Here is a 20,640-nt window from a genome sequence, read left to right as displayed (position 1 = left end):
TGCCTAGCCTGTTAAACTGCTGTTAACCCGGCGGGCCACTGGTCGCGCGGGTCAGGGGCTAGCCAAATCAATTCCTCGTGCACGGCCGCGGCGCAAAGCCGCGCCTGTCGATACTCCGCCACGCATTTCTAACGTCCTGAGGCCACTGTAATGACCCATCAGAACCGCGTCCGCATGTCCAAGCTCGCGCTTGGTCTGCTCGCCGTACTCGCTACCGCTCCCGTATTCGCGCAGAGCACCTCCGCCGGTATCGCCGGTCGTGTCGTCGGCGCCGACGGCCAGCCGGTGCAGAACGCCGAAGTCACCATCACCCACACCGAGTCGGGCACGGTCAGCCGCGCCACCACCGGTGCCGATGGTCGCTACAACGCTCGCGGTCTGCGCGTCGGCGGTCCGTACACCGTCGTGATCAATAAGGAAGGCGGCGGCACCGCGAGCCAGGACGGGGTCTACCTGAACCTCGACAAGGTCAACGAAGTCGATGTGTCGCTGAACAACTCGGTTACCACCCTGGAGTCCGTCCAGGCGGTCGCCGCGGCGGCCTCGGAAGTGTTCTCGGCCAACAAGATGGGCGCCGGCTCGGTCGTGACCCGCCAGCAGCTCGAGCAGATGCCGACCATCAACCGCAACCTGCAGGACTTCGTCCGCCTCGACCCGCGCGTCGTGCAGACCGACAAGTCGCGCAACGAAATCTCCGTCGGCGGCCAGAACCCGCGCTACAACGTGATCCGCGTCGACGGCGTCAGCACCAACGACTCCTTCGGCCTGGGCGGCAACGGTCTGCCGACGCCGAAGCAGCCGTTCTCGATGGACGTGATCGACGAAGTCTCGATCGACGTCGCCAACTACGACGTCACCATCGCCGGCGGCACCGGCGGCGTGATCAACGCCGTCACCAAGTCGGGCACGAACGATTTCCACGGCTCGCTGTACGGCATCTACCGCGACAACGACTGGTCGGGCAAGAATTCGGCCAACTCGCGTCCGCAGCTGTTCGACAACGAAAGCACCTACGGCGGCACCTTCGGCGGCCCGCTGATCAAGGACAAGCTGTTCTTCTTCGCCAACTACGAGAAGTACACCGGCAAGGAAGTGTTCACCGGCAACTCCAGCTTCGGTCCTCCGGGCTCGGGCGCGAACAACACCGTCAACATCAGCCAGGCCCAGATCAACGAGATCATCGACATCTCCAAGAACGTCTGGGGCTTCGATCCGGGCACCTTGTCGCTGCCGTCGCTGGACACCAAGAGCGAGGAATACGGCCTGAAGATCGACTGGAACATCAGCGATCGTCACCGCGCCAACTTCCGCTATGCGCAGAGCAAGCAGAGCACCGCGTTCCTGCAGGGCTTCGGCTCCAACTCGCTGGCCCTGAGCTCGTACCACTACGTGCAGGACTTCGAGTTCAAGACCTACACCGCGCAGTTGTTCAGCGACTGGACCGACAACTTCTCGACCGAAGCCAAGGTCTCCTACCGCGACTACTCGGCCGTGCGTAACCCGCAGTTCGACCTGCCGGCGATCGGCGTGCGCGTGGGCAGCAACACGCTGAACTTCGGCACCGAAGAGAACACCCAGGCCAACGTTCTGGAGACCAAGACCTGGAACGGCTTCTTCGCCGGCAACTTGTTCCTGGACGCGCACACCCTCAAGTTCGGCGCCGACTACGAGTCGAACGAGGTCTATAACCTGTTCGGCCGCCGCATCAACGGCGCGTACACCTTCAACTCCATCGCCGACTACCGCACCGGCCGTTCTGGCCGTTATCAGCTGTTCGCTCCGCGCGGCGGCGATCTCGACAACATGGCGGCGGGCTTCACCCAGAAGAACCTCGGCCTGTTCGTGCAGGACAGCTGGGCGGTCAACGACAGGCTGACCCTGACCTTCGGCGTGCGCTACGACCGCGCGATGGTCGATGAGAAGCCCACCTTCAATCCGGCCGCGTCGGCGTTGTTCGGTGTGAACAACAGCAACACCATCGACGGCAGCGACCTGTGGCAGCCGCGCTTCGGCTTCAACTACACCTTCGACAGCGAGCGTCCGACCCAGCTGCGCGGCGGTATCGGCCTGTTCAAGGGCGGTTCGCCGACCGTGTGGCTGGCGAACCCGTACTCCAATAATGGCGTTTCGTACACCGACTACTTCTTCCCGAACGGCATCACCAGGTTCAGCCCGAATCCGGATGCTCAGCTGGGTCTGTTCAATCCGGGCACGGGCGGCCAGCAGTCGGTTGACTTTATCGAGAAGGACCTGAGCCTGCCGTCGGTCTGGAAGGCTAACCTGGCGTTCGATACCGAACTGCCGTGGTACGGCATGGTCGCCGCCATTGAAGGCGTGGTGACCAAGGTCGAAGACGCTCTGTACTACCAGCAGCTCAACCTCGGCAGCGCGCGGCGCGTCGGTCAGGACGGCCGCAACATCTATTGGAACGACGCCGGTTTGAGCCCGCTGAGCTGGAACCAGGACGGCACCGCCTGCCTGCGCGAAACCGGCACGGCCGGCGGCCCGGCTTGCGTCAGCAGCGGCACTAACGCGCGTGCTGGCCGCTCCACCCTGTACAACGACGCCATCATCGCCCGCAACACCTCCAAGGGCGAAAGCCAGCAGCTGACCATTTCGTTGAACAAGCCGTTCAACAACAGCGACTGGGCATGGGGCGTGGCATACACCTTCACCCACGCCACCGAAGTCAGCCCGCTGACCAGCTCGACCTCGAGCTCGCAGCTCGGCAACGTCGGCGTGTTCCAGGCCAACGAAGAAGTGGCCGCGCGTTCGGCCTATGAAATCCGCGACCGTTTCACCGCCAACGTGAACTGGAAGCACGCCTTCTTCGGCGACTACAACACCATCGTCTCGCTGGTGTACGAAGGCCGTTCGGGCCGTCCGTACAGCTACGCGTTCGACAACGACGCCAACGGCGACGGCCGCCTGAACGATCTGCTGTACATCCCGAAGGGCGTGGGCGACGTGGTGTTCCGCAACCCGGCCGAACAGCAGGCGTTCTGGAACTACGTCAACGGCAACGAATACCTGCGCAGCCATCTGGGCCAGGTCGCCGAGCGCAACGACGTGCGCGGCAAGTGGGTCAACCAGTTCGACCTGCACATCGCGCAGGAACTGCCGGGCTTCTGGGAAGGCCACAAGGCCGAGCTGGCCGTGGACATCATGAACGTCGGCAACCTGCTCAATAAGAAGTGGGGCCGCGTCGAAGAAGTGGCGTTCCCGGGCATGCGCGGCGTGGTCGAGTACGGCGGTGTCGATCCGGCGACCGGCAAGTACGTCTACCGCTTCAACACCCCGGATCCCGAGCAGATCTACGACGAGAAGGGCATCTCGCGCTGGGCGGCTCAGGTGAGCTTCCGCTACCGCTTCTGATCCATCGCTTCCGATTTGCGGGCTTCGGCCGCAATATCGGTTGAAGACCGAAAACGGCCGGGGCCTCCCCGGCCGTTTTCTTTTTATGGGGGCGCAGGCATCGCCGGCCCCCCCCGGGCAGGGTGGGGCGGCACGGCCGCGGACCGGCCCGCAGGGCGGCCGAGCGCCGCAGTCACATAGCAAGCTGCTAGAGTCCTAACCCACTAATCGATGAAGAAAACAGAGAAAAACGCAATGACCGCACCCCCTCAAACGGCCGTCCTGCCGACGGTCAACGCCCGCATCTATCCCAAGGGCGGGCTCGATGTTCTGTCCCGCGACGAAGTCGCGCGCCTGCGCGACGCCTCCACCGGCATGCACGACCTGCTGCGTCGCTGCGCCCTGGCGGTGCTGACCAGCGGCAGCGCCTCCGACGACCCGCGCGCGGCGCGCGAGCTGTATCCCGACTTCGACATCGAGGTCCACCAGCAGGACCGCGGCGTGCGCATCGATCTGCGCCACGCGCCGGCGATGGCCTTCGTCGATGGCGACATCATCCGTGGCGTCGCCGAGCTGCTGTTCGCGGTGGTCCGCGACCTGGCCTATACCGCGATCGAGCTGGGCAAGGGCGGTGGCCGCGATCTGGCCAGCAGCGACGGCCTGACCGATTCGGTGTTCGGCCTGCTGCGCAACGCGCGCATCCTGCACCCGGCCGACCCGAACCTGGTGGTGTGCTGGGGCGGCCACTCGATCTCGCGCGACGAGTACATCTACACCAAGCAGGTCGGCTACGAGCTGGGCCTGCGCGGTCTGGACATCTGCACCGGCTGCGGCCCGGGCGCGATGAAGGGCCCGATGAAGGGCGCGACCATCGCCCACGCCAAGCAACGCAAGCGCAACATGCGCTACATCGGCATCACCGAGCCGGGCATCATCGCCGCCGAGTCGCCGAACCCGATCGTCAATCACTTGGTGATCATGCCGGACATCGAGAAGCGCCTTGAGGCCTTCGTGCGAATGGGTCACGGCATCATCGTGTTCCCGGGCGGCGTCGGCACGGCCGAGGAGATCCTGTACCTGCTGGGCATCCTGCTGCGCGAGGAAAACGCCGGACTGCCGTTCCCGCTGATCCTGACCGGCCCGACCGCGTCGGCGCCGTATTTCGAGCAGATCGACAAGTTCCTGCGCCTGACCCTGGGCGAGGCGGCGACCTCGCGCTACGAGATCGTCGTCGGCAACCCGGAGCAGGTCGCCAAGCGCATGGCGCACGGCATCCGCAAGGTGCGCGAATACCGGATCGAGCAGAAGGATTCGTTCTACTTCAACTGGTCGATCGACATCCCGCTGACGTTCCAGCAGCCGTTCATCCCGACCCACGAGGCGATGGCGGCGCTGGACCTGCACCACGGCCGCAAGCCGCACGAACTGGCGGCCGATCTGCGTCGCGCGTTCTCCGGCATCGTCGCCGGCAACGTCAAGGAAGACGGCATGCGCCGGATCGAGGAATTCGGCCCGTTCGAGATCCACGGCGATACCGACATGATGCAGTCCCTGGACGAGCTGCTGCGCGCCTTCGTCGAGCAGCGCCGGATGAAGATCGCCGGCGAGTACAAGCCCTGCTATCGCGTCGTAACCTGAGCAGCGACCGCTGAAACGCCGGCGTTTTTCACTTTTTTATCGCAGAGTGTTGACGCCGGCCGGATCAATAAGCATCATATGCAGCCCCGCCCGAATAGCTCAGCCGGTTAGAGCACTTGACTGTTAATCAGGGGGTCGTTGGTTCGAGTCCAACTTCGGGCGCCAAATAAAAGAAGGGCTTACGACGCAGTCGTAGGCCCTTTTTCTTTGCCCCGGCAAAATTGGCGGCAAAATTCAGCTGATCACCAAGTTTCCAGGGCATCGCTGAACGCCGATTCCTCGTCCTCGGCTGCCGTTGGCGGGTCCACCTCCATCACCTCATGGTCATACAGGTCCGTCATCTGCGGCGAGACGTGCCCGGCAGCGTCTTGCTTGACCGCACGGCCGCCGCGTGTGTCGGTGATTCCGCGATGCTTGAGGCCGTGTAGCGCGAACCGTTCGGCTTTCGTGATGGTGCCGGCCTCAATCGCGGCGGTGATCAAACGCTGCCATGCCGTTTTGAGCGTTGATCGCGCCAATGGCGTGCCGGTCTGTGTGACGAGCAAGGGGCGTAGGTCCGGACGAAGCGGAACCGGCCGCTTGTGCGCCTCCTGCCGCTTGGCCCGGTACTCGCGAAGCCATCGCCATGCCCAGCGCATATCCTCGTTCCAACGCGTCACGTTGTCGCGCGACCCCTTCAGTCGGTTGCACAGAACGCCGCGCTTCAAAGCATGAGCATCGGTCAGTTCGGTCACCTCCATCCCGCGCAGGCGAGCGTTGTAGGCGAGAATCATCACGGCAGGCATGTATGGGGGACAGGAACCTTTGCTGTGCAGCGGCAACGCGGCGCGTTCCTTCGCGAAGGCCAGCACTAGGACGAATGGCTGTCGTTCGGGCATTTTCGCGTCGGCTTTTTCTTTCGCCTGCCGCACGCCCTGCGCCGGGTTCTTGGAGCAGTACCCCATGCGAATTCCCCAATTGAAAAGCCTGCGCAAGAATCGAAGCACGTGGTTTGCGGTCGAAGGGCGGCCAACGATTTCGGTCTGCCCCGGCGATGCTTCCCGTCCCTTGGCTATGGCCTCGATCAATCGCTGTATGCCGGGCACCGACATACGATCAACGGGCATCGCGGATAGCAAAGCGCCATCTCTTAGCTTGTACTCGCAAGCTATGTTGGCGTGGTGGTCATAATCGTCCCGCGTACCTTGAGAAAGTTCTCTGTATTCGGTGGATTCGCGGAATTTACGACAGACATAGCCCAAAGTGCCGATGGGTTCGGAACTGCGGCTCGCTTCAACGATGGCGTGAAGTTCAGATAAGACCGCATTCCCATAAGCGACTGTGCGCTTACGTGGCCGACCGGTATCAGGGTGCGGCTCCACTAAAAACCATCGGTTCTCACCCCAATACAGGCCGCGCGGAAGCGCGGCCTGTTCGATGTGCGAAGGGATGCCGGGATTAACTCCCCTTTTTCTTCCGCGACCCATCAGATTAAATCCTCCATTTTTGGCGACTTGTCAGCCGCCACGCCCAAGCCGATTGCAGCGTTGAGCGCATCCAAGGTTGTCCAGATTCCGCCGCGTCCATCGTGGTTGTAGCGAATGCCCAGGCGATCCGCCCAGCGGCGTACCGTCAAAGTGCGCGGCAGAGGGCCGATAGGCACGCACACGCGTTGAAGCGTCGTAAAGGGGACGATTCGTTCATTCATCACATTGCATCCATCAGGCGCGGCACGCGGCGCACGTAAAACGGTTGACTAACAACCCCGACACGCACAGCACGCGAACGCGTCCACCCGCGATTGACCGTGCAACATTGCAGCGATGACAGCGACGCGCATAGACGGTCAACGGGGAGCGACAGGCGACGACGGGCCAGGGCGCGGCCGGCGCGCTCTCCAAAGGAGCGCGCCGGCCGCCGAAGCGATTGATTGTTCGACCCATCGTTAGCCCCCTCGCGCAAACGCTAGAGGGAACTGCACAACGCCCGCCATGTCGTACTGCGGTTCTACTGTCAAAGGCTCGGCCCGACGAACGCGAGGGCGTGACGTGGCGTTGATCCATAGCCATTCCTGCAATGCGTCGCCCACGCTCGCGCGCTTGACGGTTTGGCGACACTCGCATTCCAGCAAATGACCGCCCCCCGCGCTCGCGGTGCGCCGGTCGTGCATGTGGCGGGCCGCGTGTCCGTTGATACACGTAGGCAAAGTGACTTGATGCGAAATCTGCCGTTGGGTCATGCGACCCCCCAAGTGCGGCGCACCGCCTGCGGCCCTTGCAGACGACGTAGCCCGGTGGCTGTAACGCCGCACGCCAGCAGGGCGCGGCGGAACTCGCGGCGTTGCGCATACTGCCGTGCGGTGTTGCCGAAGCGACCGGCAAATGCAAGCCGAACAATGAAACGTTGGATTGGCTTAGTCATGCGCGCCACCCTTGGCCGACGCTCGGGCAGAAGTTAGTGCGGCGATTGCCGTCGCCACGTCCTCAGGAAGCGGAATGAAATTGAGGTACTCGCAAAGTTCCTCGCCCAGGACGGTTTCGGAATCGTCCCAACGCGGATCGCGGCATCGCCAAGTGCCGGTGCCGATGCGCGCCCAGGTCCGTGCGACTGCGGCACCGTGCCCGGCGACCCGCGCCGTTTGCCGGATCGAGTCATGGCCTATGACCAACACGATTTCGATATTGACCGGATCAGGCTGCGGCAGTTTTTCGCGGAACTCGGCCGCCAGTTTTGCGCACGAAATCGCGCGGCGGTCCGAAAGCTTGGCGAGGTCTTCGGCGCCTTGAGCCAGAAGAACGCGATCCGCACTCGGGGCGAGGGGATTGCCGCGATGAACTTCTGCCATCGCTCGATTCTCGGCGGCTTCCGCGCGGTGACGCGCGTCGGCGGCGTCGAAATAGGCGATGGAACGGCGCAGGTTGCCGACCAATCGCGATTCGTCGCGGGCGAGCGTGCTAGCCTTTCCAGTGGTCCCGGTGCCGCGATCCGCGTGGGGTGCTGCCGCTGCCAGCTTCGGTTCGGTGCTGTGGTGCATGGTTCTCTCCATTTACTGCGTGGTGATGGCCTTGGGGAGAGCTGTAACTCTCCCGCCGGGGCCGCTCTTATGCTTCGCGCCGGAAGACCCAGCACTTTTTTGTTGCGTTGTTGATTCGCGAATTGATGGCGGTGTTATCCACGAACTTGCGCACCTGTGAGGTCCGCAATAGCCGTTTTAGTTCGGTCATGTCGCAGGGGAGCCGGCTACCGGCTTTGGATAGCCGGGCCTCAAGTTCCACTAGGCTGATAGCGATCAGTTTCTCGTCGCGGTGATGATTGAGCGACGAACCTTCGCTATCCCCATGTACGTAATCGAACAGTTCCCAAAATGTTTGCACGTGCGGGTGATCCGCGTTGATCGCCACTTGGCGTTCCAACGCCATGCCAATGAGCGCGCTATGCGTTTCGCTGTATTGCGCGTCCGTCATCGGGACAACTAAACGCAGCGCGTCCACGAGCGCCATGATTTGCGCGTGATTCTTGGCGAGTCGGCCGTTCTTCATATCGGCCAGGGCCATCAACTGATTCGAATAGTCGTTGGTGTTCTCGGTGATGATCTTCATCACGTCGCGTTCGCGCTGCGCCGCCATGAGCGCAAACCCGGACACAGCAGAAACGTCGATACCCGATAGCTGTTCTGCGATGGCCTTGTTGGCCGCGCTGTGCCGCTGCTTGTCGAACGTCATATGCACGATGCGTTCCATAACCGCGTTGCTTGCGCTAACCGCTGCGTTCTGTTCGATCAGGATCGATCCGCGAAACGGCGGGTCGTAAGTGTCAGTGCCCGAATTTTTCAAGCCGATGGCGCGGCCGACGTGCCCGTTATACAGCGGCTTGATTTCGTCCCAATCGAAGCGCTTCTGTTTGTTGTCATCTTCCTTGCCGCGATCCGACTCGATCAGTACGACGGGAAGATTCGCGCTTTGCGTGAAGGTACGCATCCGACCCGCCAGGGTCGATTTGGTTGGGTCTGTGCCCTCGTGGCCAGTACGCCCGACCAGCTTCCAAAGGAAATCGATCAGCGTTGATTTTCCGGTGCCGGGCTCGCCCGACATTTCAAGGAACGGCAGGCTCTGCTGTTTCGCTCGGATTTGTTCGGCGAACAAGGTTCCGAACCAGAAGGCTAGCGACACCATGCCTTTGACGCCGTAACAGGCCCAAATCATGTTCAGCCAGTCGCTGCGGTACTCCTCACGCTTGAGGTTAAGCGCAAGCCCCATGCTCTCATTGAGGCTCTTAATCGACAGCTTGCCAATGTCGAAATAGTCTTCGTCGTTGCGCTTGTAGATCACGCCATCTTTCACGGCTACGTCGCCGAACACGTAGCAGCCGTGTTCGCGGGTGTAGCCGATGAAATTGATCGTCTCGACTTCCTTGATATTGAACAGCATTTCTTTCATTACGCGATCCAGTTGGGGAGTGGTGCCGCTGAATTGCGCGCCACGGGCAACCCCGTAGGCACGTTTTTTGAACTCGCTTGCCGTCGCGATCTGCGTCGCGGTGAATGTGTCTTTGACGGGCTGGCCGCCATGAGGGAAGGCGATTCGGAAGTAATACCAACTCTCGTTGGTGAGTCGGTTTGACTGGAAATAGAGCGCGGTCGGGTTGAAGTTCGCGAACTCCGACACGGAAAACGAACGCTTCAATGCTTCGTCGCGTATTTCTTCGTCGGATAGATCGGAATCGCCTTCGCCGAGCTTGTCTTTGGCCTCTTTGTACGCGGCGTCATTGAAGGCGGCCCAATACATGCTGTTGCCGTGTTCGAAATGAAACGAGGCGCGTTCGGTGCGCTTGTAGATGAGTCGGGCTTTTTCGGTCGGCGTTTCCGCGCACAACAACGCGCCTTCGTACAAATACCCTTCGCGATCCTTTGGGGTGAGCGTTCCGCGTTGGTGGGCGTCGTTCCAATCGATCTTGTCGCGCCCCTGTCTCGGGATGACGGCGGCGGTCGCGGCCCAACCCTCGGTGCGCGCCCGGCGAACCCACCGAAGGGCGTAGCTGCGCCCGGCCTTGTCGTCGTCAAGCGCAAACACCAACTGCGGCAGACTGGCGCCGGATGCCTCGCATTCGGCGCGTATCCGCTTGAGCGCAATTTCTGGATAGTTGTTGCACGACATAAGCGCACGGGCCGCGACGCCGTTTAGCTCCAGCGCGTAGGCGTCAAAGATGCCCTCGGACAACCACAGTTGTTTAGGCGCCTTCGCGCTATCGGGCAGTTGCCACCATTCGCCGGCTCGATCCTTACCGGGTGCGAACTTGGCCTTTTGCTTTCCGAAGCGTTCGGGGCGATCAATGAAACGCTCCCACCAACTGCCGTTAGGAAGCGAAAATCGCACCGTCGCGGTGCCGATCCTCAATTCCTGGTCGTAATGCCGTTCCTGCGTGTAGAGGCCGCGCAGGCGGGTAAGCGCGAAGCCCCGCGCCTCTCTCAGATAGGCATCGGCGGCGGCGTGTGGTTCGGCGTCGGTCGTCTTGATGCGGTCGGAGTAGCTTTCGAACAAGTCGCGATAGATATCGCGGATGTAGATGACGGCACCGCAGTTGTTTTCGCGACCGCACTTGAGCGCGACAGGCTCCGATGCGTTGGCGTATAGCTCACGTTCGCCGCATTCGGGGCACTTGCCCTTTTGATACCAACCCTGGTCACTCTTGCGCTTGAACTGGTAATCCCGTTCAAGGCGCTTGACGATTTCGTGTTGCAGTTCTTTGCGCATGGGTTACTTCGGGCAATAGGAAGCCGTGCCCGGCCAAATGGCCGTGCGGGATGGCAGTAGGTAGCGAGGCGTCGCGAAAGACGCGGACAGCTAGCGGGCGCTAGGCTCAGTCATTGGCTGCATCCATGAGCGCAAGTTCCATTTGGTGAACGATGGTGCGGATCAAGACATTGCGGGCAAAGGGCAATTGCACGTCGGGATTCGGGCACGCCGAAGGTGAGGTAGTACGGACGGCGATCAAGTCGGCAACCCAGCTATGACCGCACATGTCGTTCGTGCATCGAAAAGTGACCTCGCGATACGTCGCGGTCATTTCCCGACTTGAACGCACGTTCGCGACGTGGCGGCAGTGGCCGCATTGCATGGTGAGTTGGCGACTCATGCTTACCGCTTCCCTGCGACCGCGCTCCGCTTGAGACCCAGGGCAACAGCCGCACGATGCGATTCGCCTCGATTTCCTTTGGTCGTGCCATACAGCGCGTGGTAAACCGCCGCCGTGGTTAGGTCGTTGTCGCGGGCGAACTGAGCCATGCTGATTCCCTGGCGATGGAGTGCCGCCTTGGCCTGTTCCGGGGTCCGAATCCGTGATCGATTTGACATTGCGAAAGATGCCGATAGGTTCTTGTAGATGAGGCTCCATCTTGGGGAAAAATATTCCTCATGTCAACGAACTATGGTGAATATTTTGGACATTGGAACTAGGCTCAAGGAAGAACGTGAACGACTCAGCCTGTCGCAGATCGATCTAGCAACGGCTACAGGCGTGGAAAGAAAAACGCAGGCGAACTATGAGGCCGGACGAAGCGAACCTACGGCGGGCTATCTAGCGCGCGCCGCTCACCTCGGCTTCGATATCAGTTATGTGGTTCTCGGCGTTCCTGCGGCGTCTTTGGCGACAGAGGAACAGGAATTGCTTCGTCGGTTTCGGGGCGCCACCGATGACCTGCGGGCGGGCGCACTAGCCGTGTTAGGCGTGTCGGGATCGGCTCGAACTGGCGTTCATATCGCGGGTGATGTCACGCATGTGAGTCACGGTCCCATGACCGGGGCGAATACCTACAACGTCGGCGGCAAGGGCGGGCGCAAAAAAAGGGGCTCGGCGGACTGACGCCAGAGGTCAACATCGGATCGCTTACGGTCAATGATGTACGTGCGCAGTCAGTCACGATTTATTGGGGTTTGCCGAATCAGCGCGGTGACGCGAGTTGGTTGGTTCGCAATGACCTGTTGGGCGCACCCGAATGGAAACAATGGGGTTTGCGTGCGCAGGACAGCGAACAGCGCAGCGAGACGCGAACAAGCGATCAACCCGCGCGCCAACACCGCATCAACCTTCTCAAATGTCGGGGCGGCAAGGCCCGGCAGGCTCGCGCAGATCGCGGCGCATTGCGCGAGACACGGAGTAAGGATTGCCGCGACGGTGCGTCGGGTATCTGCGAGTTGTGGTGTAGGAATAATCCTACTCAGAAAAACCGGATGAGCAAACACGGCAAGGCCGCCCCGGTGCAACACACGGGGCGTATGCGAAAGCGAAAGAGGACCCCGGCGCTTGAGGTCCATGCGGTCGATGCGTCGCGATCCTTCGCAACACGAAATGGCCTAGGCGTTCGCGCGAAGGTCGTCATCGCGCAATCGGACTTGTCGCCTACGCGGGTGTAGGAATTTCCCTCGGACTGAATTGTTCAGTCCGAAACCGCCTCAAGATCAAGTGCGGTCGAAAATCCGTCGTCGCCGGTTATCGTGTGCGTGGTCTTCGCGATCAGCCACGGTGTGCTGTCCATTTCCGGTTTGAACCCGCGCACGCGCACGCGCTGTTCGGGGTATAGCTCCGGGCGTCCCATCGCCAGCGTGTACGACAACGTGGCCGCGCCGCGCTGCACACGCGCCCATTCCGCGTTCGCTTGTTCGCGCGCCTCGGCCTCGCTGGCGTAGGTCTCTCGCAGTCGTTTGGCGTCGGCGCTCTCGCCCACCAACACCGACTTTCGATTCGCCCCCGCATGATCCGACCAATACGCGCGCACGCCGCTGTACTTGTCTCGGTCGGCATAGCCGAAGCGATGACTGTCGCCGCTTTCGCGAGCGATGACGACGCGCGGCAGGGCCGCGCCGGTCGGCGTGGTGCCGCTGCCAATCGGCGCGAATAGCAGACTGCCGCCCTTGATGGTTGCCACGGCGTCATATCGTTGGCCCAGGCGTGCCAATAGAGCGAGGTCGCTTTCGCTTTGGTCCAGATGCGCCAGCGGCACCGCCGCCAGGGCGGGCGCAATGCGTGGCTGCAAGCGATGCTCGCCGGCCAACTGGCGCAACACCGCGCCGAGCGTGACCCCGTGCCATGACCGTTCCTGTCGAGTCCGCAGCGGGCGCGTCAGATCGGCGCTGCGTGCGCGGATTGTAATCACGTCGGGCGAGCCGGAATGCTCCACCTCATCAACGGTAAACGTGCCTTTGTCCACCAGACCGCTACCGCGCCAGCCCAGCGCAATCGACAGCACCACGCCACGGCGCGGCAAGGCCATTGCGCCGTCGTGGTCGTGAATCCGCAAATCGAGTTGGTCGGCCTCGCCGCCTCGCGCCTCAGTAAGCGACAGGTCGAGCAATCGCGGCCGTAGCCGGTCGGTCAGGTCTTTACCGTCGAGCGTCACTCGCCAATCGGGGATCGCGTGCGCGGGGCTCATGCGCGCCCCCGCTGGTCAAGTTCGCTGTCGTCGTCGGCCCTAACCAGCGTCATATCGAATTCGATGCGGCGGGCGGCGCCATCGGCAAATAGAAGTGTGCGCGTCTCGTTCAGATCGCCAATCACGAAGCCGCCGTAAACCATGCCGGTGCCTTCGACCAGGGCGAACACCTCGCCCGTGTTCGCCATGCCGCGCAGCACGTCGAGCGATATCGGCGTGCCGGTCAGGTCGGGCGCGATCAGGCCCGAAAGACGGATGGTGTCATCGCCCGGCCCGACGTACTGACGCGCCGCACGGGCGCCGACGCGATCCGAGCCCGGATGGCGCCATGACGTGCTCCGCTGGAACTGGTCATAGGCCAGCGTCGGAAGCGAGAACACGAACGTACCCAATGCCATCATCATGAGTCAGTCGTAGTCCGTGAAGGTGGAACGTTGGCGCGCGGATTTCTCGCGCTCGATCTTTGCCAGCTCGACGCGTACGGCCGCCGCAATATCCTCGGCGCGGGTGCTGCTGTCGGCGTGAATGTTGATGACGATGGGCGCGGATGCTGCGGCAGGCTGCGGAGCGGAGCGCGGCGTAACCGGCGGACGTTGATCGATCGCCACGGCTGGCGCCGACGCGGCGCCTATCGCGAGCGCGGCGCCTGCGGTGCGCATTCCGTTAGTCAGGCGCGACAGCACGTCGAGCGGCGCGGACTGGCTGCGATCCAAGCCGACCGCGAGTCCGGTCATGGTGTGATCGCCGAAGCTGGCGAACACGCGCGATGGGCTGCGTATGTCGAGCCGCTTGGCGAACCATCCGGCGACGTTGCCGGCGACGCCGGTCATAGTCGATTTGAGCGCGTCGAGCCTCCCCAGCACGCCATTAATCAATCCTTGCACCATGTCGCGGCCGAAGCCCAGGAATCGCGCGGGCCAGCCCATGAGCGCCGAATTGATGGACTCCCATAGCAACGCCAGCGCACCGCGCAGGCGCGGGCCGTCGCCCGTGAAGATGCCGACGACGGCATTCCAGCCGCCGCGCACGATCCCGAACACCGAATCGATGAGCGTTGCGAAATAGGTTTTGATCGCGCCCCAATTCGAAACGATCATCGCCAGCGGCGAATAGGCAACCACAGTTTTCAACACGCCTGCCAGCATCGTCACCAGGGCGACCACGGCGCGAATCTGCCCGGCGACCACGCCGCCCAGCACTTGGCCGAACGAGCGGCCGTTCTCGGTCGCGCCCGCCAGTTGCGCGGCCGTGGCTTCGAAGGGGGAAAACAGATCCCGCACCACGCCCCACACGGCCGACAACGCCGCCGTGATGCCGTCCCACAACGGGCGCAGCGGCGAGAGCGCATCGACCAACACCGCGCCCAGCGGCGCCAGTTCGGCCAGGGCGGGGCGAACCGCGGCGGTGAAGCCTTCCCACAGCCCGATGAAAAACGCCTTGATCGGCGTCCAGAATTTCCAGATCAGCAACGCGGCTACGGCCACCACCGCAATGACGGCCAGAATCGGCGCAGACAAGCCGCCCAGGATCGGGAGCAGCATGCGGGCACCGTTTGCGAGCATCGGCAACACGCGCGCGCCCAGGCCGCCCAGCGTGGTTTGCGCCTGCGTCAGCGCCGGGCCTAGCGCGGTGAAGCCGTAGCGGATCACGGCCAGCGGCGCCAGGATGCCGGCCAGGACCAGGGCGAGCCCCGCCAGCGCAGCGAGCAGCACCGCACCGGCCGCAGCCGCTTTGACCAGGCCCCCGGCCAAGGCCGGGTTTTCCTTGATCCAGACGCGGGCGCTTTGGGTCAGGCTCTTGAACCGGTCGCCCAGCTCGCGCAGATCAGGCGCGAGCAAGGCGCCGGCATCCGCGCCCAGGTTGCGGCCGGCATCCTTGGCGTTGGCCCAGATCGCGGACACGTTGCCGGCGCGGGCCTGCGCCTCGCGCAGCGCCGATCCTTTTTGCTCGGCGGCCGTGGTCAACGCGATTTGCCTGCGGTACTCCTCAAGGTTGTTTGCGAGCTTGGACGCGTCGTCGCCGAATTCCTTACCGAACAACTGCGTCGTAACGGTCAATTGATCTTCGGCCGGTAACCGCTTGACGGCTTCTAGAACGGCCTGAATCGTTCCCTGTGAGTCGGTCACCATGCCTTGCTGCAAACGCGTCGCGTCGAGTCCCAGCGCCCGCAATCCGGCCTGGAAGCGCTTTCCCTGCATGGTGGCGATAGACAGCTCGCGCACCATCGCGTTCGCCGCGCTGGCGGCCACCTCGGGCGCGCTGCCCAGCGACAGAAACGTACTGCCCAGCGCAGCGGCCTGCCGGAAGTTCAGTTTGTCGGCGACGCCGCCCAGGCGTTGCAGCACGTCGATAATGTCGCGGCCGTTCGACTGCGCGTTGTCGTCAAGGTAATTGAGCGCATCACCGAGTTCATTGATGCGGTCGAACGGCACTTTGTAGAGGTTGGCGACCTTGCCCATGCTCTCGCCGATTTCATCGGTCGGCATGGTGAAGGCATCGGCCATGATCGCGACCGACTCGGTGAACTTGATCAGGTTCGCTCTGCCCTGAACGCCCATGCGCGCCGATGCTTCCGTGATCGCGGCGAGGTCTTCGGCCGTGCCGGGCAAGCGCTCGGACATGGCTTGCAGTTCCCGCCCCATCTCGTAATAGAGCGGCGTCAACTTCCCTTGTTCGTCGCGCGCTCCCTTGACCTGACGCGCAACGCCGGTCATCGCGTCTTCGAAGGACGCATAGGATTTGATGGCGAACGCCAGCGGCGCGGCCAGGGTGCCGGCCGCCGCGCCCAGGCCCGCGCCCGCAGCGGCCAGCGCGCCCGCCTGCTGCTGTGTCTTCGCCATGCGCTGCTGCGCCGCCTGCGCCTGCCGGGACTGTTGGGCGAGTCTTCCAAGTTGTTGCCGCTGCTGTGCAATGCGTTGATTGGTCTGCGCCATCTCGGCCGCCAACCGGCGTTCGTGGTCGCCGAGTTGTTTGGTCTCGATGCCCGCAGCGGCGAGCCCTTCCTTTGCGCCCTTGAGGGCGCGCAGTTTGTTGATGTGCGCGAACCGGAGCTTTTCGGTTTGCCGCTCGGCCCGCGCATAGTTCTGCGATAGCGTCTTGCTCGCGACGCCGCAGCGTTCCATCTGCGCGCGCACGTCCGCCAGTCGCTGCTGCTGCGCCTTGAGCGCTTGGCCGCTCGCATCGGCTTCGTTCTTGAGCCGGCGAAAGCCGGCAATCTGCTGCTGTGCGCGGTCCAGTTCCTTGAGTCGGCCTTGGGTCTCGCGCAAGGCGCGGGCCGTGGCTTCGCTGGCGGCGGCGATCCGCTTCATGGGCGCACTGGCGCGGTCGAGCGCATCCAATCGCACCTTCAAAGCCAAATCGCCGCCGTTGCTCATTCGTCCACGCCACTCCGCACGCGGGCGCGCTCGCGCCACTGTGCTAACTCAGAAAGGGAGAAATCCGCCATGTCGGCGGGGGTCCAACCGAAGATGACCGCTATATCGGCCATCGCGTCATCTACGCAGGCAGGGAGCCCGACCGCTGCGCTTTCGTCACGAAAAAATCGCCAATCGCCAAGCCGAATTGCGCGGTGTCTGCCGGATCGAGCTTTGCCACTTCGAAGCTGTTCAACATCGGTTGCGTGATGCGCGGCAACACCTTATGCACCGCGTCAATTTCCATGCGCATCAGGTCGAGCATGGACAGGCCGCGCAGCTCGCCCGAGACGGGGCGGCGAACGGTCACAGTGGTTACGAGGGTGTCGCCGCGCTTGAACGGCTGTTCGAGCGTGATATCCACGCTAGTGACAGGATCGGCTTGCGCGGCTTGAATCTCGGCCGGGGTGGTCTTGGACATGGGAGTTCCTTGCGGTAGAGAAAGACAGCGCCCGACCTTGCGTCGGGCGCGGGGTTAGTAGCCGATGGCGGCGCGCTGCTGCGCGAGGCGGTCCACACCGCCGACGATCTCGATCATGTTCATGAAATCGATTTCGATATCGGTCACACCGTTAACAATGATCTTGTAATAGCTGCACGTGGTCTTGAACGTGGTTTCGGTATCGTCGCCGGCTTTGACGGTGCCGAACGTGATTTCCTTGTGCCGACCGCGCAAGACGAACTCGACCGCCATAATTTCCGACGTGTCGTCGCGCTGGTAGGCGCCGGCAATGCGCAGCGGCACCGCATCGTGACGGGTCGCGCCGTACTGACGCAGCGCGTCGCGGACGAAGCCGCCGCACTTCCATTCGAAGATCATCGGGCCATCGGGGCCGAAATCGATTTCGACCTCGCCATTCATGCCGCCGCCGCGATATGGCTCCATTTTTCGATTGAGCGGCGGCGGGGTCAGTTCGTTGACCAAACCCAGATAGCTTTGACCGTCGATGAAGGCGCCGAAATTTTTGAGTTTGGCGGGAAGTGCCATGTGGTCTCCAAGGCGAAAGGGGTTAGGCGCTCAAACGACTGGCGAAGTCGTTGATGTATTCGTCGGTGATCGTTGCAGCCAAAGTCAGGTCTTCCATCGGCGGCACGGGCGTGTAGTCGTAGGCAAGGCGCAAGCGGCCTGCGGCAATGGACTCCTTCGGGTTCGCGTCGGGGTCGAACCAGCATTTGCCGCCGAGGATGTAGCCGCCGTTTTTCCAGGCGCGGAACTGAGCATTCAGCGATTCGATGATGTCTTTGACGCGCTGCGGCGTAAGCGGGCTATCGACGTCGGGAAAGCAATGTTCGGCGAAGGTGTCGGCGATGACTTGGCTGGTGCGAACCGCCGACTCAAACGCGAATCGCGGATCATCGCTGCACGTCCGCGAGCCCCAGAAGCGGGGGCCTTTGTTGTTGATGAGCGTCGTCACGTCGCCCGCATTGAGGTAGCCGGCGTCCGTGTTCGGGTCTTGCAAGTCCCAATGCACGTCACGCGACAGGCCGGTGACGCCATTGACGGCGACGTTCGACAGGGTTTTGTGCCAGCCCTGTTCTTGATCGATGCGGGCACGCAGGCCGAGCGCGCGGGCGACGGCAAACGCAGGTTTTGCGGTGCTGGTGACCGTGTCGAACGCCACAAAGTCCGGCCAGACAATCATCACTTCGCGCTGCGCGAACGATTTGCGGTACAACACCGCGTCTTCCTTGGTCGCGCTGGTGCCGGCGCTCACGTAGGCCATGCCGCGCAGTTTCTGGGCGATGGTCGCCAACGCCACCGCGACCGGCTGGGTATCGACGCCGGGCGCGCCGAGAATGCGCGGGCGCACGCCGAGTTGCACTTGCGCCGCGAGCAGTGCGGACAAGCCGGTATAGCTGCCGGTCTCGGTGCCGCCGATGACGTTGCTGGTCGTGGTCGCATCATCCGTGCCGGTCGGCACGCGCACGACGACGACCAGGGGACTGCATTGGTCGGCGATGGCTTGCAGTGCCGGGCGCAAGGTGCCGTTAACGCCGGCCTTGGCAATGGCCTTGCGAACGTCGGTCAAGAGCACGGGACGGTTGAGCGGAAACGCGGACGCGTCGGCGTCGTTGGACGTGCAAACCATGCCAATGACGGACGTGGAGACGGTGCGGACGGAGCGCGCGCCATCCTTTACTTCGGTAATGCGAACGCCGTGGTGATAGTCGGCCAAAGGAAACTCCGGGGTGGGTTACAGGCGAATGGGGAGAGGGAGCGAAAGAGAGGCCGGCACGCGGCGGCCGGCGCCGTCGATCCGCTGCCCCTGAAGTTCCAGGCGGGCCGATCCCGGCGTGTCACCCGGCGACAGGCCGACGCGGGTCAGGCGAAAGCGCGGCTCAAACCGTTGCAGCGCCGTTGCGGTCGCGCCGAACAGGCGCACGCGGGTGGCTTCGTTCATGGGTTGGTCGATCAGCTCGAACAACAGCGAGCCGTAATCGCGGCGCATAACGCGCGAGCCGATGGGCGTGGTCAGAATGTCGGTGATGGACTGGCGCAAATGCGCCTCGCCGTCGATCCGCTTGCCGGTGTGGCGGTCGGTGCCGATCATCCGGGCGGCCCCGACAGGCCGGTGCCGGGCATGACGAGTTTGTGCGGATGGGTCGCAAGGCTCACGCCGCCGCCGACGACATCCTCGGTCGCCTCGGCCTTGCCCTTGATCGACGCATTGCCGTTGATCGTGGTCGCGCCGTTGATGGTGACCGGGCCGTTTAGCGTGATGCCGCCATCGGCCGACAGCGTGGCCGTGCCGCCGCTCGGCAAGGTCGCGTGCAAGGCGTGCGCGTCTTCGTCGTAGCTGATAACCGCACCGTCGCCGTAGCGGTTTACGTGGCGGTTCTCGCCGTCATCGGGCGCCGGGTTCGCTTTGCTGTAGAGCGATCCGAGAATGAAAGCGCGCGTCGTCTCGCCTTGCGGGCAAACGAGGATGACTTGTTCGCCGACGCTGCGCGGGGACCAATTCGAGCGCTTGCCCGCGCGGCCCGTGCACCAGGGCAGAAAGTCGGTTGTGAGATCGCCCGACGACACGCGTGCGGTTTTTGAACCGTAATCGACTTCGGTAATGGTGCCGATGCGAATCATGTTCGCGATCTTGCGCAGAATGTCGGCGTTGTTTTGCATGTCCCCAGGATCGGCGCCGGTCGAATCGCGCGCACGACAACGCGCACGTGTAACGGCGTTACACGTGCGCGGTTCGGGTTAGCCGTCGCTTACGACAGAAGCAGAGAAGTTCAGGTTGAAGTTCAATAGGATCGCGCCATCGGATCGGCGACGAATCTGCACGTTGACTGATGCGGACGCGCTGCGTGATTGGCCGTTGCTAGCGAATATTCCTAGGCTGCAAGGTTGGTCCGAACTTATCTGCCGCCAAACGTTGTCAGCGCCGTTCAATGAGCCACCAGAACTAACGCCGAGATTCTGATACTTGATGTCGTACGCGGCGCCGGGGCTTCCGGTGCCGGGCGCCCAAGTGCCGACGCCGGGCGCCCCTGCGTCAGTTGTCCACATGACTTGACCCGTTGCACGGAAGCTGACGAACGCCGAGGAACTGCCGCCGGTCGGTGGCACCACCTGAAGATCGCTGATGTGGTCAGGAACACCGCCTCTACTGATATACGACGCCGTGCCCTTCGCGGCCCACAAGTTGGACACGTCCACGTTGTTGACGCGAAAGTTCACGTCGGCACGTTTCCTGCCGTACTGGATATGCGCGAATCGCAGCGGCTGGCCGTTGTGGAAACAGCGCCCCGCCACAGGACCGTCACCCATAATGTCCGGGTCGAACAGGTCTTCGAACAGCAGGCCTTGGTGCTTGATGAGCGTCGCCATGC

Annotated in this window: 20 protein-coding genes and 1 tRNA gene; 4 read left to right on the top strand and 17 right to left on the bottom strand. The window is 63.0% G+C overall.

Annotated features, from left to right (window positions below):
* Positions 1-150 precede the first annotated feature (150 nt).
* From LG3211_RS16280 to LG3211_RS16270, 3 genes are all read left to right on the top strand, one after another.
* Positions 151-3,375 (top strand): TonB-dependent receptor, encoded by a 3,225-nt coding sequence (locus LG3211_RS16280; protein ID WP_057943753.1) that lies wholly within the window; start codon positions 151-153, stop codon positions 3,373-3,375.
* Positions 3,376-3,609: 234 nt separating this feature from the next.
* Positions 3,610-4,992 carry a nucleotide 5'-monophosphate nucleosidase PpnN gene (ppnN, locus tag LG3211_RS16275; RefSeq protein WP_057943752.1) on the top strand — a complete coding sequence of 461 codons (1,383 nt, stop codon included), beginning with the start codon at positions 3,610-3,612 and terminating at the stop codon, positions 4,990-4,992.
* Between the two features lie 88 nt (positions 4,993-5,080).
* Positions 5,081-5,157, top strand: a tRNA-Asn gene (locus tag LG3211_RS16270).
* 77 nt (positions 5,158-5,234) lie between these two features.
* Here the strand turns inward: LG3211_RS16270 and LG3211_RS16265 are convergent.
* The 6 genes from LG3211_RS16265 to LG3211_RS27485 all read right to left on the bottom strand — a co-directional run bounded on the left by LG3211_RS16265 (position 5,235) and on the right by LG3211_RS27485 (position 11,252).
* Positions 5,235-6,458, bottom strand: a complete 1,224-nt coding sequence (locus LG3211_RS16265; protein ID WP_057943751.1) for a site-specific integrase — start codon at positions 6,456-6,458, stop codon at positions 5,235-5,237.
* Positions 6,458-6,679, bottom strand: coding sequence for a hypothetical protein (locus LG3211_RS24980; protein WP_083512592.1), 222 nt, complete (start codon positions 6,677-6,679; stop codon positions 6,458-6,460). Before LG3211_RS24980 ends, LG3211_RS16265 begins: the two co-directional genes overlap by 1 nt.
* Before the next feature lie 705 nt (positions 6,680-7,384).
* On the bottom strand, positions 7,385-8,005 hold the full coding sequence (locus tag LG3211_RS16260) for a hypothetical protein (RefSeq protein WP_148648964.1): 621 nt from the start codon (positions 8,003-8,005) through the stop codon (positions 7,385-7,387).
* 67 nt (positions 8,006-8,072) lie between these two features.
* The gene (locus LG3211_RS16255; protein WP_057943749.1) at positions 8,073-10,721 is read right to left on the bottom strand and encodes a toprim domain-containing protein; all 2,649 of its coding nucleotides are present in this window, start codon (positions 10,719-10,721) and stop codon (positions 8,073-8,075) included.
* 106 nt (positions 10,722-10,827) lie between these two features.
* A complete protein-coding gene (locus tag LG3211_RS24970) occupies positions 10,828-11,103 on the bottom strand; it encodes an ogr/Delta-like zinc finger family protein (RefSeq protein WP_082647716.1) in 276 nt (91 codons plus the stop codon).
* 2 nt (positions 11,104-11,105) lie between these two features.
* Positions 11,106-11,252 (bottom strand): helix-turn-helix domain-containing protein, encoded by a 147-nt coding sequence (locus tag LG3211_RS27485; RefSeq protein WP_425479914.1) that lies wholly within the window; start codon positions 11,250-11,252, stop codon positions 11,106-11,108.
* Positions 11,253-11,397: 145 nt separating this feature from the next.
* Here LG3211_RS27485 and LG3211_RS24960 point away from each other — a divergent pair, with 145 nt between their 5' ends.
* Positions 11,398-11,829 (top strand): helix-turn-helix domain-containing protein, encoded by a 432-nt coding sequence (locus LG3211_RS24960; RefSeq protein ID WP_187313035.1) that lies wholly within the window; start codon positions 11,398-11,400, stop codon positions 11,827-11,829.
* A 50-nt stretch (positions 11,830-11,879) separates the two neighbouring features.
* Here the strand turns inward: LG3211_RS24960 and LG3211_RS26820 are convergent, their stop codons facing one another.
* The 11 genes from LG3211_RS26820 to LG3211_RS16210 form a co-directional block, all read right to left on the bottom strand.
* A complete protein-coding gene (locus LG3211_RS26820) occupies positions 11,880-12,281 on the bottom strand; it encodes a hypothetical protein (RefSeq protein WP_148648963.1) in 402 nt (133 codons plus the stop codon).
* 122 nt (positions 12,282-12,403) lie between these two features.
* A complete protein-coding gene (locus LG3211_RS16250) occupies positions 12,404-13,396 on the bottom strand; it encodes a phage late control D family protein (RefSeq protein WP_057943748.1) in 993 nt (330 codons plus the stop codon).
* The gene (locus LG3211_RS16245) at positions 13,393-13,800 is read right to left on the bottom strand and encodes a phage tail protein (RefSeq protein WP_057943747.1); all 408 of its coding nucleotides are present in this window, start codon (positions 13,798-13,800) and stop codon (positions 13,393-13,395) included. Before LG3211_RS16245 ends, LG3211_RS16250 begins: the two co-directional genes overlap by 4 nt.
* A 3-nt stretch (positions 13,801-13,803) precedes the next feature.
* Complete coding sequence (locus tag LG3211_RS16240; protein ID WP_057943746.1) at positions 13,804-16,770, bottom strand: phage tail tape measure protein; 2,967 nt, start codon at positions 16,768-16,770, stop codon at positions 13,804-13,806.
* Complete coding sequence (locus LG3211_RS27480) at positions 16,767-16,841, bottom strand: GpE family phage tail protein (RefSeq protein ID WP_425479974.1); 75 nt, start codon at positions 16,839-16,841, stop codon at positions 16,767-16,769. Before LG3211_RS27480 ends, LG3211_RS16240 begins: the two co-directional genes overlap by 4 nt.
* 50 nt (positions 16,842-16,891) lie before the next feature.
* On the bottom strand, positions 16,892-17,230 hold the full coding sequence (locus tag LG3211_RS16235; RefSeq protein WP_083512587.1) for a phage tail assembly protein: 339 nt from the start codon (positions 17,228-17,230) through the stop codon (positions 16,892-16,894).
* A 54-nt stretch (positions 17,231-17,284) separates the two neighbouring features.
* Positions 17,285-17,797: a phage major tail tube protein gene (locus LG3211_RS16230; RefSeq protein ID WP_057943745.1), complete on the bottom strand. Its 513-nt coding sequence runs from the start codon at positions 17,795-17,797 to the stop codon at positions 17,285-17,287.
* Positions 17,798-17,819: 22 nt separating this feature from the next.
* Positions 17,820-18,986: a phage tail sheath protein gene (locus LG3211_RS16225; RefSeq protein ID WP_057943744.1), complete on the bottom strand. Its 1,167-nt coding sequence runs from the start codon at positions 18,984-18,986 to the stop codon at positions 17,820-17,822.
* Positions 18,987-19,004: 18 nt separating this feature from the next.
* A complete protein-coding gene (locus LG3211_RS16220) occupies positions 19,005-19,361 on the bottom strand; it encodes a GPW/gp25 family protein (protein ID WP_057943743.1) in 357 nt (118 codons plus the stop codon).
* Positions 19,358-19,930: a phage baseplate assembly protein V gene (locus LG3211_RS16215; protein ID WP_057943742.1), complete on the bottom strand. Its 573-nt coding sequence runs from the start codon at positions 19,928-19,930 to the stop codon at positions 19,358-19,360. Before LG3211_RS16215 ends, LG3211_RS16220 begins: the two co-directional genes overlap by 4 nt.
* Before the next feature lie 78 nt (positions 19,931-20,008).
* The gene (locus LG3211_RS16210; RefSeq protein WP_057943741.1) at positions 20,009-20,638 is read right to left on the bottom strand and encodes a hypothetical protein; all 630 of its coding nucleotides are present in this window, start codon (positions 20,636-20,638) and stop codon (positions 20,009-20,011) included.
* Positions 20,639-20,640: the final 2 nt, after the last annotated feature.

This window comes from Lysobacter gummosus (genome assembly GCF_001442805.1).
Taxonomy (GTDB): Bacteria; Pseudomonadota; Gammaproteobacteria; order Xanthomonadales; family Xanthomonadaceae; genus Lysobacter; species Lysobacter gummosus.
This window is presented reverse-complemented; position numbering and strand designations above follow the sequence as displayed.

What these genes read in the sequence shown, in the direction of transcription:
- LG3211_RS16280 (WP_057943753.1), top strand. Translation starts at nt 151, where the DNA reads ATGACCCATCAGAACCGCGTCCGCATGTCCAAGCTCGCGCTTGGTCTG.
- ppnN (WP_057943752.1), top strand. Translation starts at nt 3,610, where the DNA reads ATGACCGCACCCCCTCAAACGGCCGTCCTGCCGACGGTCAACGCCCGC.
- LG3211_RS16265 (WP_057943751.1), bottom strand. Translation starts at nt 6,458, where the DNA reads ATGGGTCGCGGAAGAAAAAGGGGAGTTAATCCCGGCATCCCTTCGCAC.
- LG3211_RS24980 (WP_083512592.1), bottom strand. Translation starts at nt 6,679, where the DNA reads ATGAATGAACGAATCGTCCCCTTTACGACGCTTCAACGCGTGTGCGTG.
- LG3211_RS16260 (WP_148648964.1), bottom strand. Translation starts at nt 8,005, where the DNA reads ATGCACCACAGCACCGAACCGAAGCTGGCAGCGGCAGCACCCCACGCG.
- LG3211_RS16255 (WP_057943749.1), bottom strand. Translation starts at nt 10,721, where the DNA reads ATGCGCAAAGAACTGCAACACGAAATCGTCAAGCGCCTTGAACGGGAT.
- LG3211_RS24970 (WP_082647716.1), bottom strand. Translation starts at nt 11,103, where the DNA reads ATGAGTCGCCAACTCACCATGCAATGCGGCCACTGCCGCCACGTCGCG.
- LG3211_RS27485 (WP_425479914.1), bottom strand. Translation starts at nt 11,252, where the DNA reads ATGGCTCAGTTCGCCCGCGACAACGACCTAACCACGGCGGCGGTTTAC.
- LG3211_RS26820 (WP_148648963.1), bottom strand. Translation starts at nt 12,281, where the DNA reads ATGGACCTCAAGCGCCGGGGTCCTCTTTCGCTTTCGCATACGCCCCGT.
- LG3211_RS16250 (WP_057943748.1), bottom strand. Translation starts at nt 13,396, where the DNA reads ATGAGCCCCGCGCACGCGATCCCCGATTGGCGAGTGACGCTCGACGGT.
- LG3211_RS16245 (WP_057943747.1), bottom strand. Translation starts at nt 13,800, where the DNA reads ATGATGATGGCATTGGGTACGTTCGTGTTCTCGCTTCCGACGCTGGCC.
- LG3211_RS16240 (WP_057943746.1), bottom strand. Translation starts at nt 16,770, where the DNA reads ATGAGCAACGGCGGCGATTTGGCTTTGAAGGTGCGATTGGATGCGCTC.
- LG3211_RS16235 (WP_083512587.1), bottom strand. Translation starts at nt 17,230, where the DNA reads ATGTCCAAGACCACCCCGGCCGAGATTCAAGCCGCGCAAGCCGATCCT.
- LG3211_RS16230 (WP_057943745.1), bottom strand. Translation starts at nt 17,797, where the DNA reads ATGGCACTTCCCGCCAAACTCAAAAATTTCGGCGCCTTCATCGACGGT.
- LG3211_RS16220 (WP_057943743.1), bottom strand. Translation starts at nt 19,361, where the DNA reads ATGATCGGCACCGACCGCCACACCGGCAAGCGGATCGACGGCGAGGCG.
- LG3211_RS16215 (WP_057943742.1), bottom strand. Translation starts at nt 19,930, where the DNA reads ATGCAAAACAACGCCGACATTCTGCGCAAGATCGCGAACATGATTCGC.
- LG3211_RS16210 (WP_057943741.1), bottom strand. Translation starts at nt 20,638, where the DNA reads ATGGCGACGCTCATCAAGCACCAAGGCCTGCTGTTCGAAGACCTGTTC.